13 protein-coding genes and 1 pseudogene are annotated in these 15,239 nt (G+C 62.8%); 8 read left to right on the top strand and 6 right to left on the bottom strand.

Features of this window, described 5'->3' with window-relative positions:
* Positions 1 to 206: 206 nt before the first annotated feature.
* Positions 207 to 1,757 (bottom strand): winged helix-turn-helix domain-containing tetratricopeptide repeat protein, encoded by a 1,551-nt coding sequence (locus FJ546_RS12325; protein ID WP_140889584.1) that lies wholly within the window; start codon positions 1,755 to 1,757, stop codon positions 207 to 209.
* 186 nt (positions 1,758 to 1,943) lie between these two features.
* Between FJ546_RS12325 and FJ546_RS12320 the strand changes: the two genes are divergently transcribed.
* Positions 1,944 to 2,645, top strand: coding sequence for an alpha/beta hydrolase (locus FJ546_RS12320; protein ID WP_140889583.1), 702 nt, complete (start codon positions 1,944 to 1,946; stop codon positions 2,643 to 2,645).
* 51 nt (positions 2,646 to 2,696) lie between these two features.
* On the opposite strand, the gene htpG is transcribed toward FJ546_RS12320, so the two are convergent.
* On the bottom strand, positions 2,697 to 4,583 hold the full coding sequence (htpG, locus tag FJ546_RS12315) for a molecular chaperone HtpG (protein WP_140889582.1): 1,887 nt from the start codon (positions 4,581 to 4,583) through the stop codon (positions 2,697 to 2,699).
* 383 nt (positions 4,584 to 4,966) lie between these two features.
* Positions 4,967 to 5,851 carry a hypothetical protein gene (locus FJ546_RS12310; RefSeq protein ID WP_140889581.1) on the bottom strand — a complete coding sequence of 295 codons (885 nt, stop codon included), beginning with the start codon at positions 5,849 to 5,851 and terminating at the stop codon, positions 4,967 to 4,969.
* Positions 5,852 to 6,191: 340 nt separating this feature from the next.
* Between FJ546_RS12310 and FJ546_RS12305 the strand changes: the two genes are divergently transcribed.
* Entirely contained in the window at positions 6,192 to 6,473 is a 282-nt protein-coding gene (locus tag FJ546_RS12305; protein ID WP_246686820.1) for a hypothetical protein, read from the top strand.
* A 913-nt stretch (positions 6,474 to 7,386) separates the two neighbouring features.
* Here the strand turns inward: FJ546_RS12305 and FJ546_RS12295 are convergent.
* Complete coding sequence (locus tag FJ546_RS12295; RefSeq protein WP_140889579.1) at positions 7,387 to 8,352, bottom strand: FkbM family methyltransferase; 966 nt, start codon at positions 8,350 to 8,352, stop codon at positions 7,387 to 7,389.
* A gap of 281 nt (positions 8,353 to 8,633) precedes the next feature.
* On the opposite strand from FJ546_RS12295, the gene FJ546_RS12290 reads away from it, so the two are divergent.
* Positions 8,634 to 8,831, top strand: coding sequence for a hypothetical protein (locus FJ546_RS12290; protein WP_140889578.1), 198 nt, complete (start codon positions 8,634 to 8,636; stop codon positions 8,829 to 8,831).
* A gap of 105 nt (positions 8,832 to 8,936) precedes the next feature.
* Here the strand turns inward: FJ546_RS12290 and FJ546_RS12285 are convergent, their stop codons facing one another.
* Positions 8,937 to 9,860: a LysR family transcriptional regulator gene (locus FJ546_RS12285; RefSeq protein ID WP_140889577.1), complete on the bottom strand. Its 924-nt coding sequence runs from the start codon at positions 9,858 to 9,860 to the stop codon at positions 8,937 to 8,939.
* Between the two features lie 227 nt (positions 9,861 to 10,087).
* On the opposite strand from FJ546_RS12285, the gene FJ546_RS12280 reads away from it, so the two are divergent.
* From FJ546_RS12280 to FJ546_RS12265, 4 genes are all read left to right on the top strand, one after another.
* Positions 10,088 to 10,822, top strand: a complete 735-nt coding sequence (locus tag FJ546_RS12280; protein WP_140889576.1) for an SDR family oxidoreductase — start codon at positions 10,088 to 10,090, stop codon at positions 10,820 to 10,822.
* Between the two features lie 65 nt (positions 10,823 to 10,887).
* A complete protein-coding gene (locus FJ546_RS12275; protein WP_140889575.1) occupies positions 10,888 to 11,640 on the top strand; it encodes a glucose 1-dehydrogenase in 753 nt (250 codons plus the stop codon).
* A gap of 31 nt (positions 11,641 to 11,671) precedes the next feature.
* Entirely contained in the window at positions 11,672 to 12,274 is a 603-nt protein-coding gene (locus tag FJ546_RS12270) for an NADPH-dependent F420 reductase (protein ID WP_140889835.1), read from the top strand.
* Between the two features lie 162 nt (positions 12,275 to 12,436).
* Entirely contained in the window at positions 12,437 to 13,069 is a 633-nt protein-coding gene (locus FJ546_RS12265; RefSeq protein ID WP_140889834.1) for a class I SAM-dependent methyltransferase, read from the top strand.
* A 150-nt stretch (positions 13,070 to 13,219) separates the two neighbouring features.
* On the opposite strand, the gene FJ546_RS12260 is transcribed toward FJ546_RS12265, so the two are convergent.
* Positions 13,220 to 14,194, bottom strand: coding sequence for a nucleoside hydrolase (locus tag FJ546_RS12260; protein ID WP_140889574.1), 975 nt, complete (start codon positions 14,192 to 14,194; stop codon positions 13,220 to 13,222).
* 314 nt (positions 14,195 to 14,508) lie between these two features.
* Between FJ546_RS12260 and FJ546_RS12255 the strand changes: the two are divergent.
* Positions 14,509 to 15,239: pseudogene (locus FJ546_RS12255) on the top strand (hypothetical protein); the annotation flags it as partial.

The following is a 15,239-nucleotide window of genomic DNA, read 5'->3' as shown; positions in this document are numbered from 1 at the left end:
CCGGTGCGCTTTTCTTTGAAGCGCCTGTTTTGTTCCCGGGCCAAGATTGGGTGATTGGAAGCCCGATGTCTACACCAGGCGATTGAGCCAGCGGACATCGGGCGTGTCGCCGGCCGCGATGGACGCCGAAATCGTATCGGCGGACGGCATCGCGGCGGCTCCGGCATGGCCGTTCGATCGGGTTGGTCCGGTTTTGCCGGCACCTACTATGCCGGCAGGCCTGCCAGCCGCATGGCTTCGGTGACGTCATCGATGATAGCAGGCGCAAGCCCGACGGCGGCGGACCAGCGGCCAATGGTGAAATGCGGGTCGAGCGCCATCAACCGTGATCCCGCAGCCTTTGCTTCCTCGATCCGTCCCAGCCGGGCAAGGGGTGCGGCCAGCCACCCGTGCAGGATGCTGAAGCCGGGGTTCATCTCCACCGCCCGCCGTCCGGCGGCAATGGCCTGTTCGTGCCTACCGGCGAGAAAGTTGCCGAAGCCGATCATGCCTTGCGGCACGCAGTTCATGGCGTCCAGCGGGTTCAGCCGCAACGCCTGCTCGCCCCAGTCGATGGCGCGTGTCGCATCGCCGCCATAGGCCACCGGCACGCAGCCGAAGGCATAGACAAAGGCACAGGATGCGCTGAGCGAAAGCGCCTGCGAAAACGCCTCGTCGGCGAGCTTGCGGTCATGCTCGACCAGGCCGATGGTGAAGCCGGCCAGCGCCAGCGCCATGGCGTCGCCCGAGCCGTGCTCGATCGCCGCATGGGCATGGCGGGACGCTTTCCCGCTATGCTCGGCCTGCATGCCGCCACGGATGAAAAGGGTTTGATGCGCCCAGGCGGCAAAGCCATGGACGAGAGCATAGCTCGGCTCGATGGCCAGCGCCTGGTCGAGCAGCGGCAGGCCCTTGGCGGCGCCCTGAGGCATGAAGGTGTAGACGTCGGGCAGCGCGCGCAGGAAAAGATCGTAGGCGTCGAGACTGTCAGGCCGCTGGCGCTTGACGCGCTCGATCTCGGCCCGGCGCAGATTGGGCTCGATGGCCGCGACCACGCTGATGGTGATCTCGTCCTGCAGCGCGAAGATGTCGGTCAGCTCGCGGTCGTAGCGTTCGGCCCAGAGATGGCCGCCATCCTCGGTGTCGATCAACTGGCCGGTGATGCGCACGCGGCTTCCCACCTTGCGCACGCTGCCTTCCAGAACATAGCGCACGCCAAGCTCTTGTCCGACCTGCTTCATATCCACCGCCCGGCCCTTGTAGATGAAGGAGGAGTTCCGCGCGATGACGAACAGCCAGCGGATCCGCGACAGGCCGGTGATGATGTCCTCGACCATGCCGTCGGCGAAATAGTCCTGATCCGGATCGCCGCTCAGGTTCACGAAAGGCAGCACGGCAATGGAAGGACGGGCGGGAATGCCGGGACCGGGCTTCAGCTGCTCCACCGGTGCTGCCGCCTCGGCGCCGGCCTCCTCGCGCACGGTGCCGACGAACCGAAATCCCCGGCGTGGAAAGGTGCGGACAAGGCGCTGTTGCTCGCCATTGTCGTGCAGCGCGTTGCGCGCGGCGTTGACGCGGCTGGCCAGCGTGGCGTCGGAAACGATGCGTCCCTGCCAGACCGCATCGACCAGATCGTCCTTGCTCACCACCCGTTCGCGATTGCGGATAAGATATTGAAGCAAATCGAACACCTGTGGCTCGATGGCGATCACGCTGTTGCCGCGACGCAGTTCGCGCCGGTCGCCGTCCAGGGCGAAATCCTCGAAAAGATACGGCAAATTGCTGGCTCCGGAACCCGGCTAGTAGCGATTCTGGACACTGTAGCCGCGTGGTGACCGCAAAATCAAAGCCATCTCAAGGGAAAATCAAGAGGTCCTGAAGGCCGCCTCAAAGCGAGCGCGGCGGCTGCGTCGCATAGTTCTCCTGCAACCAAGGCAAACAACACTTTGAAAAGGAGAACTCAAATGTCCAAGAATGCAGCAAATTCCGTCGTCCTCGTTCATGGCGGCTTCGTCGATGGCTCCGGCTGGGAAGGCGTCTACCACCAGCTCAAGAAGGATGGCTACGACGTCACCATCGTTCAGAACCCGACCACCTCGCTCGTCGACGATGTCGCTGTCACCAGGCGCGCCATCGCAGCCGCTCCGGGCAATGTCATCCTGGTCGGCCATTCCTATGGCGGCGTCGTGGTGTCGGAAGCCGGCACCGATCCCAAGGTGGCTGGTGTCGTCTATGTCGCGGCGTTCGCGGCGGATGCCGGCGAGTCGGTCTCGACTATCATTGCCAACCCGCCTCCCGGCGCCCCGGTTCCGCCGATCCTGCCGCCGGTCGACGGCTTCCTGATGCTCGACAAGGCCAAGTTCGCCGCCTCGTTCGCCGCCGATGTGCGCCCCTCGCTTGCCTCCTTCATGGCGGACTCGCAGGTGCCGTGGGGCGTGGCCGCACTCGAAGGCAAGGTCACCAAGCCGGCCTGGAGGGTGAAGCCGAGCTGGTATCTCGTCGCCACCGACGATCATATGATACCGCCGCCGGCACAGCGCCAGATGGCGAGCCGGGCTGGCGCGACGACGGTGGAAGTGCCCGGCAGCCACGCTGTCTACGTTTCCGATCCGGCTGCGGTCGCCAAGCTCATCGAACAGGCGGCCACGAGCGTCGGCAAGAACTGAGAAGGCATACCCTCCGGGCGGTTATCCGGTTAGAAGCTCCGAAGGGCTGCCTCAGCCCTTCGAAATGCCGCGTGCGATCAGCCGCGCCAGGCGCTGCGAGAATGCCCTGGCGTCCGCCGGTTTGTCGCCGTCGAGCACGCGCGCCTCGTCGTAGAGAAGGTGGGCCGCGTCGTCCTTGAAGGCCTGGTCCTCGTCGCCGAGTCCTGCGAGCGCCAGCACGCGCTCGTGGCGCGGGTTGATTTCGAGGATAGGCTTGGCCGCCTTGTCGAGACGGCCGGCGGCGTTCATCAGCCGCTCGAACTGCCGGTCGGGACCATGCTCCGGAGCGACCAGGCAGACGGCGCTCTCGGTCAGGCGGTCGGAGGCCTTTACATCCGAGACGGCATCGCCAAGCGCTGATTTGACGAAGGCCAGGAAGCCGTCGACCTCCGGGGTTGCCGCCGCGTCCGGCTTCTTGGCATCGTCGAGCAGCGGGATGTCGGACAGTTCGGCCACGCCTTGCGTCACCGACTTGAACGGCTTGCCGTCGAAGTCCGGCGCCATCGTCACCCAGAAACTGTCGACCGGGTCGGTCAAGAGCAGCACCTCGATGCCGCGCGCCTTGAACCCTTCGAGCTGCGGCGAGGCTTCGAGCCGGGCGCGGTCGTCGCCGGCCATGAAGAAGATCGCTTTCTGGCCTTCCTTCATCGCCGCGGCATAGTCGGCAAGGCCGCGCCAGCCTTCGCCGGAGGCGGTCGAGTGGAAGCGGGCGAGCTTCAGCAACTGCTCGCGCCGCTCGTAATCCTCGTAGAGCCCTTCCTTCAGCACAACGCCGAAATTCTCCCAGATCCTGGCATAGGCGTCGGCCTCGTTCTCGGCCAGCTTGGCGAGGTCGCCGAGCACGCGGTTGGTCAGCCCCTTGCGGATCGAGGCCAGCAGCTGGCTTTCCTGGATCATTTCGCGCGAGACGTTGAGCGGCAGGTCGGCGGAATCGACCAGCCCGCGCACGAAGCGCAGATAGCGCGGCAGAAGGTCGGCATCGTCGGTGATGAAGACGCGGCGCACATAAAGCTTCATGCGGCCCTTGCGGTCCTGGTCGAACAGGTCGAACGGCCGCGAGCCGGGCACGAAGGCGAGCACGGAGTATTCCTGCCGGCCCTCGGCGCGGAAATGGATGGTGGCGGCCGGCTCGTCATACTGGCCGGCGACGCCGCGGTAGAAGTCGGTGTATTCCTCGGGCTTGATCTCGCTCTTCGGCCGCACCCAGAGTGCCGTGCCATCGGCTACGTCGCGCGCCTCGGCGCCGGGCTTTTCGATGAGCGTGATCGGCACCGGCACATGGCCGGACTGCGACTTGGCCAGCTGTTCGAGCCGGTAGGAGCCGGTGTAGGAGACGGCGTCATCCATCAGGTGCAGCACGACGCGGGTGCCGCGCTTCGGCGCGGCTTCCAGCGGGGCAGGGGCGATTTCGTAGGAGCCCTTGCCGTCGGAGGACCAGCGCCAGGCCTCCTCGCTTCCGGCGAGGCGGCTGATGACGTCGACGCGGTCGGCGACCATGAAGGCGGAGTAGAAGCCGACGCCGAACTGGCCGATGAGCTGCGTGTCCTCCGTGCCCGCGCCGACGCGCTCGATGAAGGCGCGCGTGCCCGAGCGGGCGATCGTGCCCAGGGCCTCGGCCATGTCGTCGCGGCTCATGCCGATGCCATTGTCCTCGACGGTGATCTCTTTGTTGTCGGCGTCAGCCGAAATCGAGATGCGCGGCTTGGGGTCGTCGCCCAGCAATTCGGGGCGGCTGACGGCCTCGAAGCGCAGCTTCTCGCAAGCATCGGCGGCGTTGGAAATCAGTTCGCGCAGGAAGACGTCCTTATCGGAATAGACCGAGTGCACCATCATGTGCAGCAGCCGCGAAACATCCGCCTCGAATGCCCTGGTTTCCGTCGCTTTCGTATCCGTCGTCATGCAGATTTCCCCACGCTGTTCATCGGCCCGCCGCGCCGGGCGCGTTCGGGACTTTCCTTTCAACCATTTTTTGCGGTGCTGGCAACTGCGTTCAGTGTGCCAGCGCGCCGACGATATGGTGGTGGGGTGCGAAGGCGACAAGAGCGCGCCGGCGGCGAAACTGCCAATCTCCCCCCTCGTGGGGGAGATGCCCGGCAGGGCAGAGGGGGCGTGAAGGAACTCGGCCTTGTCGATTGGCCCAGCGAGGCGCGTTCTTCTCAAGGTTACGGGTAATCCAACGCTATCAGACGTCGGCGGGCCAGCGCCCCCCTCTGGCCTGCCGGCCATCTCCCCCACAGGTGGGGAGATTGGCAGCGTCGGCATCGCGCCACTCTCTTGCGCGCCTAATTCGCCGCCATGTGATCCGCCAGCGCCTGCGCCTGGGCGAGCAGGGCGGGGTAGGCCGGGGTGTCCGGCAGGCTCTTGCCCATGCAGGCGCGGAAGTCGTTGTCGCCTTTCGTCCAGGCGGCGTTGGCGGCATCTGATGTGTTTTCGTCGCTGTCGTCGGTGGCCTGCTTGGCGAGTTTCTGGGCGGCGGCGTCGGCGGCGGTCCACGCGGCGTCGCAGGCCGCGATCTTCGGGACTGGCGGTGTCGCGGGCGCTTCGGCGATCAGGATGCTGTTGCCCTTGACGACCGTGACGACAACCTCCTGGTCGGCGTTCGGTCCGATATCCTGTGCCCAGCCGCCGAGGCGGGCGATCGTCATGTCGGCGCCGTCAGGCTTCTTCAGCGCGAAGTCGAGCGTGCTGGTGAAGGCGGCGTCGCTGCCGATGGCCTGGGTGTAGAAGGCATCGAGCTTGAGCGCCGCGTCGAAGCTGGTGGGCAGTTTGAGATCGGCGTCCGTCTCGGCGGCGCGCGACTGCAGCCAGCGCTCGACCAGCCCGCGTGTCGAGGCCACGATGCTGGGGCCGTCCTCGGTGCCGTGGCGCAGCCCGTCCAGCATGCCGAAGCCGACATCGGAGGAACTCAGGCTTTCGATGTTGATCGTGCCGGCCGCCGGAAAATCCTTGACCGTGAAAGGGCCGAGCAGGGCGGAAAGCCGTTTTTCAAGATCGGCGCGGGCCTTTTCATTGGCCGCATCGAGCGTCTCCACCGGTGCGTTCGTGCTCTCCATCGCGGCGATGTCGGCAATCGCCTTGTCGCGCGCGGCGATATAATCGTCCTCGGGCGAGGCGGCGAAGGCAGCGCTGCTCGCCAGGGCAAACATGACCGTCCAGACCAACCGCATGACAGAACCTTTCTTCGTGGCGGATCAACAGGCCAGGCAGCCATCGGGCAGCTTTGCGGCTATTGCGCGGCAGAAAGCGCCGAGGCGAAACATCCTGATCGGGGAGGCATGCCAGGCGCTGCCATTAACCATCGATTAACTATCCGGTCGCCTTTGAATCAAATTTGATGGATACTGTTTCCAGGCCAAACGAGGCTGATCGAGGGGCCGGACAAGACAGTAATTGCAAGCCTGGCGCGCCGCTTTCGTTCGCGCGGCCGGTTGAAATCACAGAAGAAGCGGCGGACTACCGTCGCCTTGCGGGGAGGCGTCAGCATCATTCTTGATGAGGATCGCCAGAATGAAGATCGAAGACGCAGTGACCGCTGTAACAGCCGAGGCCAACGCGCTGCTCTCATGCCTCGGCCAACCCGTCGTCGCCTACCACGTGACGGAAATCATGCGAGAGGCGGACCAGGAACACGCCAGGCAGATGCAACTCGCCCTGATGCTGCGAAGCATCGAGGCGCTGGTCGATGACGGCCTGGAGGATGGGGCCGCGGAACATTTTGCCGCGCAGTTCCACGGCCGTCTCGGCTCGACCTGGAGGCTACTGCACGCGTCTGATGGCGTGGCGCACTGACCTCAGTCAGTCGGGCCTCGATCGAGCTCTGATCGTCCGTATCGCCAATGGGGGATTAATCAAGTCGGCTCCCGCCGGATGTGGGATAGAAGCTGTTTCAGGACGTGTGAAAATCCCAAGGCAAGTTGCGGATGCCTGCCGCTCCCTATCAGCGTCGTGAGGATGGCGTGTCTTGCCAAGGTCCGAATAGGAGGCCTGCTCGACGTTCCATGGCGAGCGCGTGAAATCCAAGGAGCAGAAGGGCGGAAAGTGCGTCGCTGGCCAGGTCGATCACGGCTTTGATAGATTGAGCTGGGAACCGTCCCGCTTTGGCATCTTCTTTCAGCAACCCGTGGCGATCTATCCCTCCCAGGAAATTGCTGGATCGTATGGCTCCAGGCCACCTTTGAAACCCTTTCAGCGATATCGTCGGCGATAATAGGATCGTCGGAAAAATGATGTCTCGTGACACCCAATGCTAAAAATAGATCCCTGCGGCTTCTGGCCTGTGCGGAGTTCATGACCATCTCTCGCGAAGCGGCCTCTGTCGTTCGGATGGGTGCAATTTTCGGTGGGCCGTTAGGGCGTCGATCTCGACGATGACTCGAGCGCTAATCTTGACAGTTATCTTACCGGCCTCATCATCGACGCGCGTTACGTGCCCCGTTATCGCCACCTTGTCGCCGGGCTTCGCTTTCCGCGGGGGCTCAATGGCAAATGGGAAGCTGTGGCTTGGAATGCTCACACACGCCCGGCCACTGCGACGAACCATCAAGATGGTTGCTGTCAGTGCCACCTCATCGCCGATGTCCATGCTCCGTCCCATGCTTAGTTCCGGCGCCGATGATGCGTTGATCGATCACTGAGCCCTGTTCTGCGTCGGGCGGGCGGGCGTCGGAAGCACCGAAGACCAACTACATTCCGATGACAGACTTTATTTCCATCTGCTTACGTGGGTGCCAGCCTGCTGGAGCTCATGAACAATCTTGCGTTCCACTACAGCAGTCTTTCGCTGTTCTGAATTTTTCATGTAGGGGGAATGGAACTCGACATAAATTGCATAGAGATCACGATGGAGCCCCGAGCGGATTATGTCGTCCAGGATCTCGTACTCTGCCCCTTCGACATCGAGTTTGAGGACAACCACGTCATACAGGCCACGCTTGGCCTGGATCATCTGTGACAGCGAAAACGTTTCGACAAGCTCCGGCGTAAATCGCTGCGACTGATACAAGCCTCCGTTGTGGCCTGGAACTATAGAGCAACCTTCGTAGGTAGGGTCCGACCGCCCCGGGGGACCAAGGAATTCGGCATAACCATCTTTCACGCTCGCAGCCTTGGCCACAACCTCAATAGCCAGGTTTTCCGAGCGCAAACTATGAAGGTGCTCCAAACAATTCTTGTTGGGCTCTACAAGAACGTAGTCATAGTAATCTGGCGTGTAGTACCGAGAAAAGAATTTATACCCCTGGCCGATGTTTGATCCGCAATCGATGAACAATCCCCGATGTCGCTTTGCCGCCTTGAGCTTGAACAATGCCTGCCTTGCATCACTGGAGACGCGACGCCGAAGCCATTGCGACCTAATTGGCTCGCTCAACGATAGCGTCGACAACTGCAGGAACCGACCGAGCCCTCTGGTTCTTAATATATCTGCTGCTCGGCTGATTTTTCCGGTCGCCCTAAGGCCGTTGGATGCTGTCCGCTCCAACGGCGGACAGGGCAGCCCAAGGCGCATGCGTTGGGTGTCCGCGAAGGCAATCGCATCGCGCTCACGCCTGAATTGATAGAAAGTTTCCTGGTCGTTCTCGCATACGCGGGCAAACCAACCACCAAAACCCTCCGACAACTCCACGGAGGTTTTGGGGCAATCGCCATCATACTGAGGATGAACAAGCATGGCGCTTCCTGCATCGCAGCCGAAAACGACGTCCCATCAAAAATAACCGTCAACAATGAACGTGCTGTGACAGGCGCAACCGCCCCGTAATGTGCGAACTGCGCGAACGGCTCTGGATACACGTCCAGGTCCACGCGTGGACGGCACTGAGGCCATGAAGCGACCGGCCGCGCGAGGGGTCAAACGGGGGATCTTCACCCCGGGCGGGATTTCAACCTAAGCGAGCTTGTATGTTTCAAAAAATGGCACGATTGTCGGTTGCTCGATGATGTGGGTATCCGATGAAGCGTAAGGACAAGGCACGGCCTTTCGTGCCAACTGAAATCCACGTTAGCACCGTCGAGGATGACAAGGGTACGCTCGGTATCCTCTCGATCCAGACGACCGAGGGCATGGTTGAGATCGCGATTGATCGCCAAGCCGCCGAGGCGATCGCGAATGCCATCAGCGCAATCCGGACGAAGCTGGACCAGAGTTAAGAAAAGAAGGCCGGGCCAGCGGGAACATATCGAAAGAAATCGCACCGTCCTGTGTTCTGCCAACCCGCATCGGATGCAGCTTGCCTTGATGCCATGGGGCATTGGTCATCTGGCCGGCGACGGCTGCACCGTCGCCTCGCGCGATACGGACAGTCCCGCGAGAAGCGGCGCGTACGCGGCGAGCCTGCGGGATACGAACTCGGTGAAGAGCCGCACGCGCTTCGTCTTGCGTGTCTCGCCCTGTGTGAGAAGCCAGAGTGTCCCATGCATGGGCGGGTTGATGCCCGGCACCCTCACCAGCAGGGGGTCGGTGTCTCCGACGAAGCACGGCAGTTTCGTCATCCCGATTCCTTGCTGCGCCGCGATGATCTGCGTCTCGGCATCCGGAGTCCTGAACGGAGCTCCCGTGGTGTGAACTTCTCCCTCGCGCGCCCAGTCCGGAATTCCATGATTGTCTATGACGATCCACCGGATGGGATCAGGCGGGCCCGCACGCAGCGCGGCTAGTCGATCGCGAGACATGTAGACGCCGCTGAACAACTCCGGCCCCTTCAGGCCGTGAAGATTGAGCGGCAGGGTCTTGCGATCGGCGACAATGCGTATCGCGATGTCGGCCTCTCGGTTGGTCAGATTCGCCACCTCGCCAGTGGTCAAGATTTCCATCTCGATGTCGCGATGCATACGCGCGAAGTCGGCGAGATCTGGCATGAGCAGGTGTGTGGCGAGGAACGGTGGAAGCGTCACCCGCAAAAGCCCGCGCGCGCTCTGGTCGCGACCGAAGACGCGCGTCTCCAGCTGGTGCGACGACGCTTCCATCTGGTTCGCGAGCTCGAGGACCTCCTCGCCCGCAGCCGTCAGGCGGTAGCCCGAAGGCAGCTTTTCGAACATCTGCGCCCCGAGATGTTCCTCGAGCTGGGCGATGCGTCGCAGCACGGTTGAGTGATTCACCCCGAGGTGCGCGGCGGCAGCCCGCACCGAGCCTCCGCGCGCGGCGGCAAGAAAGTAGCGAACGTCATCCCAGTCGATCATGGTGCATTCCTGCGCCGCGCAGTGCGGTTTGCAAAGCCCATTTAACACGCTCAGCCGTGGTTCGCGCGGTCGTCGCGGCGTTCAATCATCTAGCTGGATCGTTTTCGCACCACCGATGTGCGCGATTGCACACTCACCGCCCGACCTCGGCGAACCCATCTCAAGGCTCTCGCGGGACTTCCCCGTGCAGCCAAAGACACGAGACGGCGAAACAAAGGATGCATGACATGAACAGACTGAATGGAAAGACCGCCGTCGTCACCGGCGGCGCCACCGGCATCGGCCGCGCCGCGGCAAAGCGCTTCATCGAGGAGGGCGCCTACGTCTTCATCTTCGGCCGCCGGCGGGAAGCGCTCGATGCCGCCGTGGCCGACCTCGGGCCCAGTGCTCGCGCGGTGAAGGGCTCGGTCTCGAATGAGGCCGACCTCGAGCGGCTCTACGCGGCGGTGAAGGCCGAGCGCGGAAGCCTCGATATCGTCTTCGCCAATGCCGGGGCCGGCGGCCCGCTCCCGCTCGGCCAGATCACCGCCGAGCACATCGACGAAACCTTCGACACCAATGTGAAGGGTACGATCTTCACGGTCCAGAAGGCGTTGCCGCTGATGGGCCGGGGCGGGTCGATCATCCTGACCGGATCGAGCGCCGGCACCACGGGCGCTCCGGGGTTCACCGCCTACAGCGCGAGCAAGGCGGCGGTGCGCAACCTCGCGCGGACCTGGGCGGAAGACCTGAAGGGCACCGGCATCCGGGTCAACGTGCTGTCGCCAGGAGCGACGGCGACCGAACTCGCGAAGGAGGCGCTGGGCGAGGAAGGCCAGAAGGCTTACGGCGCGATGACTCCGCTCCAGCGCATGGCCGATCCGGCGGAGATCGGGGCCGTGGCCGCCTTTCTCGCGTCGTCGGACAGCAGCTTCATGACTGCCAGCGAAGTCGCCGTCGACGGCGGCCTGGCACAACTCTGACCCGATGCGGGACCACGTTTCTCAAACTTTACGAAAAACCAAACACACGACCAAAGGTGAAGATTATGAAAAAACTCGAAGGTAAGGTCGCAGTCGTCACAGGCGGAAGCAGCGGGATTGGCTTGGCGACGGCCAAGCGCTTCGTGGAAGAAGGTGCACACGTCGTAATCACCGGGCGACGAGAGAAAGAGCTGAAGGAGGCCGCAGCCTTCATCAAGAGTAATATTACGACGGTCGCGGGCGACGTGTCTCGCTTGGAAGACCTGGACCGGCTCTATGCCCTCGTGAAAGAGAAACATGGTCACATCGACGTACTCTTCGCGAACGCGGGCGCGGGGACAATCGCACCGCTCGCGGTAGCCACCGAGGCCCACTTCGATCAGACCTTCGACGTGAACGTGAAGGGGCTGTTCTTCACGGTGCAGAAGGCCCTTCCCCTGTTCAAAGACGGCGGTTCGATTATCCTGAATTCTTCGGTTTCCAACGTGTTGGGATTGCCGGGGTTTAGCACATACGCCGCGAGTAAGGCGGCAGTGCGCAACTTCGCGCGCGCTTGGACACTGGAGCTGAAAGACCGCAAAATCCGAGTGAATACGATGAGCCCCGGAGCAATCGAGACGCCCGCGTTGGAGACAACGACTGGCCTTACCCCTGAGCAAGCCGAGCAAGCGGCCGCCCAGTTTGCGTCACAGATACCAATGGGTCGCAGGGGCAAACCAGAGGAAATCGCGGCTGCCGTCACGTTCCTCGCCTCCGATGAAAGTTCTTTCATCACCGGCGTGGATCTCGCCGTCGACGGAGGCATGGCGCAGGTCTGACCCCGCGTTAAAACAAGATCGGAGAAGCATTATGAGCTATTCAATTATAGGCTTCGGCAATATCGGCCAGGCATTGGCCAAGGCGTTTGCCCGCAAGGGCATCGACGTGTCCGTTGCAACCACGCGCGACCCGGAAAGCTTTGCAGCCGATGCGGCCGCGATCGGACCCACGATCATTCCCAAGAAGCTGGCCGACGCGGTCAAGGCAGACATCATCTTTCTGGCTGTCCGTTTCGAGTCGCACTCAGAGGTCGCGAAGGCGCTCGCCACCTGGCAGGGGAAGACCATCGTCGATGTGACCAATGCCTACGGCGTGCCTCCTGAAAAACTGGGGGGACAGCCTTCTTCCAAGTTCATCGCACAGGCCTTCACCGGTGCAAAACTGGTCAAGGGCTTCAATCATCTGGCCGCTGCCGTCCTTGATCAGGATCCGGCCGTGCATGGTGGCAGGAGGGTCGTGTTCCTGGCAAGCGACGATGACGACGCCGCAGCGGAGATTGGTGCGCTTGCGGAAAATCTCGGTTTCTCGCCGATCAAACTTGGCAGGCTGTCGGAAGGTGGGCTGCTGGTCCAGGCGCGCGGAACTAGCTGGGGTCAACTGATCTTCAAGGACCTGGTCAAGTTCGACCGATGAACACGGACCTGCCAACCGGCAGGGCCGCGATGCACGGATCGGGCACGATCCGTGCGGAATGGAGAAATTCCCATGAGCATTGAGAAGCCCGCTGCAGCCATCGGGGTTGACGGTGGATCAGCCGTGGATCGCCCCCGCACGCTCAACCTAAAGGAGACTCCAATGTACGACCAATCCAAGCTATCCGAATTGATCCGGTTCGCACGAGTTGATGTGGGCTCCACTGTCATTGATGTTTACCCAGGCGACGGCGACTGGACGCGCTTGTTCTCCGACGTCGTGGGACCCGAAGGACGGGTTTACAGCTTCGTGCCCGCCGAAGTCGCCGACTTCAAGAACGATCCGGTCGGCCGCATGCGGACGCTTGCGAAGGAGCCGGGCCGAGAGAATGTCGAAGCCGTCTCGGCGTACCTCGTTGCGATGCCGCTGGCTACGCAACCCGCAGATGTCCTGTGGCTGCACCTGTTCTACCACGATCTCCACACCGCGCTGATTCGGAAGAAGGGCGCGACGGCGGCCGACTTCAATCGAGCCGTCTATGAGCGGCTGAAGCCCGGTGGGTCGTACGTCATCATCGACCACGCCGCTGCCGCAGGAGCGGGCACGAGCGACGCCCAGTCGCTGCATCGGATTGAGCCTGCATCCGTCCGCGAGGAGGTGGAGGCGGCCGGCTTCGTACTGGACGCGGAAAGCACCATACTCGCGAACAAGGACGATGCGCACTCGATCAAGGTATTCGATCCCTCGATCAAGGGCGAGACCGATCGCTTCGCCTATCGGTTTGTGAAGATCTGACACTGAGCTACTCGCCAACGATGAGGTCGGCACTCCAACGGAATGCGGCTTTGACAAGTGCGACGACCGATTGTGGGTCGGGGAACGAACCCGCTGCGCGGGATGGGCGCGTTTGGTGAGATAGAGACCACGAGCCGGACGTCGCTTCAATCACGCCTTCTGCCTGGTCAGCCGCCCCAGCGCGTCCACGATCAGGTCACAAAACTTCGCATGGTCGAGCTTCATCGCCACGGTGTGGCGGAACCCGGTCTGCTCGCTCGCCGTGCCGCCGAAATGGCGCATGCCGCCCATCTTCTCGAAATTGCAGACGGTCATGCCCTTGGTCCAGCGGCCGGCAATTTCGACGCGGATGTCGGCCTTCTCGGTGGTGAAGACGCTTCCGTCGATCATGGCCGCGACGCAGCATGCGTCATGGATGGCGGGATACTCGATCTGCAGCAGGCCGCCATGCGTGGTCGCTATGAACTCCCAGATATCGAGGATGAACCTGGCCATCGGGCCGCCTATGGCGCGCACCCTGTCCTGCAGGTCCGGGGTGGCCAGTGCCTGGTGGGTGAGGTCGAGCCCGACCATGGTCACGTCCCAATTGGCGCGGAACACCACGTCGGCGGCTTCCGGGTCGGCATAGACGTTGAACTCCGCCGCCGGCGTGATGTTGCCCCGTGTAAAACTTCCGCCCATCGCGACGACCCGCTTCACCCGCTCGACGATACGCGGGTCCTTGCGCACGGCGAGCGCGATGTTGGTGTAGGGACCGACCGGCACCAGCGTCACCGTCTTTGGCTCATGCGCCATGACCGTGTCGATGATGAAGTCGACGGCATGGCGCCTGTCGAGCTCGAACGAGGCGGGCGGCAGCACGGGGCCGTCGAGCCCGGTTTCCCCGTGGATCTCGACGGCCAGCACCTGATCGATGATCAGCGGGCCTGGAGAGCCCTTAGCCACTGGCACCTTGATGCCATAGGCGGTGCATACGGAAAGCGCATTGCGCGTGGTGTTGTCGACATTGTGGTTGCCCGACACGGTGGTGATGCCGAGGAGATCGATCTTGGGATTGCCGGCTGCCAGCAGAATGGCGATGGCGTCGTCATGCCCAGGGTCGCAGTCCAGGATGATCTTTTCCACGATGGGCAACCTCCCTTGCCGGCCGAACCTGCGGGCACAGGAGGCTGGCGCGCGCGATCAGTCAAGGTTTTGGCACTCTACCCCCGTCCAGGCCGCACCGTTGCCCGCGGAAATCTGACCGCGCGCCTGCCGGAGCACGCTCGACGCTTCGAACGGAGCCGTCTCCGGCAAGGAGCGAGGGAAAGGTTTCGTTCGTTCGAATGACAACAAGCAAGGCAATAGGAGGTAGCGTCCAGGTGACGCGGCATCCAGCCGTAGCTCGAATTAGTGGAGAATACGATCGCGGTGAGGGTCGCGCCAAGTGAGGTCAAGTGATGAATCATTTGCAGGGTACCAGGTCCAAATGTCTGCGCTTTGACTTCACCTTCACCAAACGACGGCCGTCGATTTCACTTCACGGGATATTTGGCAGCGGGTGCAGCGCCATGCTGCCGGCCGTTTCGTCAATCCTCATTCTGCTGTTGATATCTCCGGCAAATAGCCAGCTGGCGCCCGATGCGTCCGCGACCGCCGCAGCCAATGGCCGTTCGCCGGTCGCGGTTTCGGAGCGCACCGATATCGCGAAAGGCGATGATGAGCAGGCGGCGTTGCGCCGCGAACTGGCCGCGGCACGGGCTGAATTGGCCAGGCAAGCGCAGGCCCTGAAAGCGCAGCAGCAGACGGACGAAGCGCTCACGCTCAATCTGGAGACGGCGCAGCGTGCCATCGAGAATTTCAGGGCGGAAGCCAGTCTCTGGGACAGCAAGAAAGGCGCGATGCCTGAAGCGCCGCCCTCCGTGGATCCCTCCCGGGCTGCCGCGACGCAGGCGCTGGATGAGGAGCGCCATAAGGTCGGGCTGCTGGAACAGGAACTCGCCACGGCCCGTCAGACCATCGATGCGCTCAAGGCAGGCGAAAATCTGGCCGCCGCGGAGCAGGCCAAAGCGGTGAAGGACCGGCAACAGGCCGATGATGCCGCGAAGCGGGCACTGGATGAGGAGCGCCATAAGGTCGGGCTGCTGGAACAGGAACTCGCCACGGCCCGTCAGACAATCGATGCGCTCAA

It is taken from the genome of Mesorhizobium sp. B2-4-19 (assembly GCF_006441315.1).
In the GTDB taxonomy this organism is placed as follows: Bacteria; Pseudomonadota; Alphaproteobacteria; order Rhizobiales; family Rhizobiaceae; genus Mesorhizobium.
The sequence above is the reverse complement of the archived record's forward strand: the minus strand, read 5'-3'. Positions and strand labels throughout refer to the sequence as shown.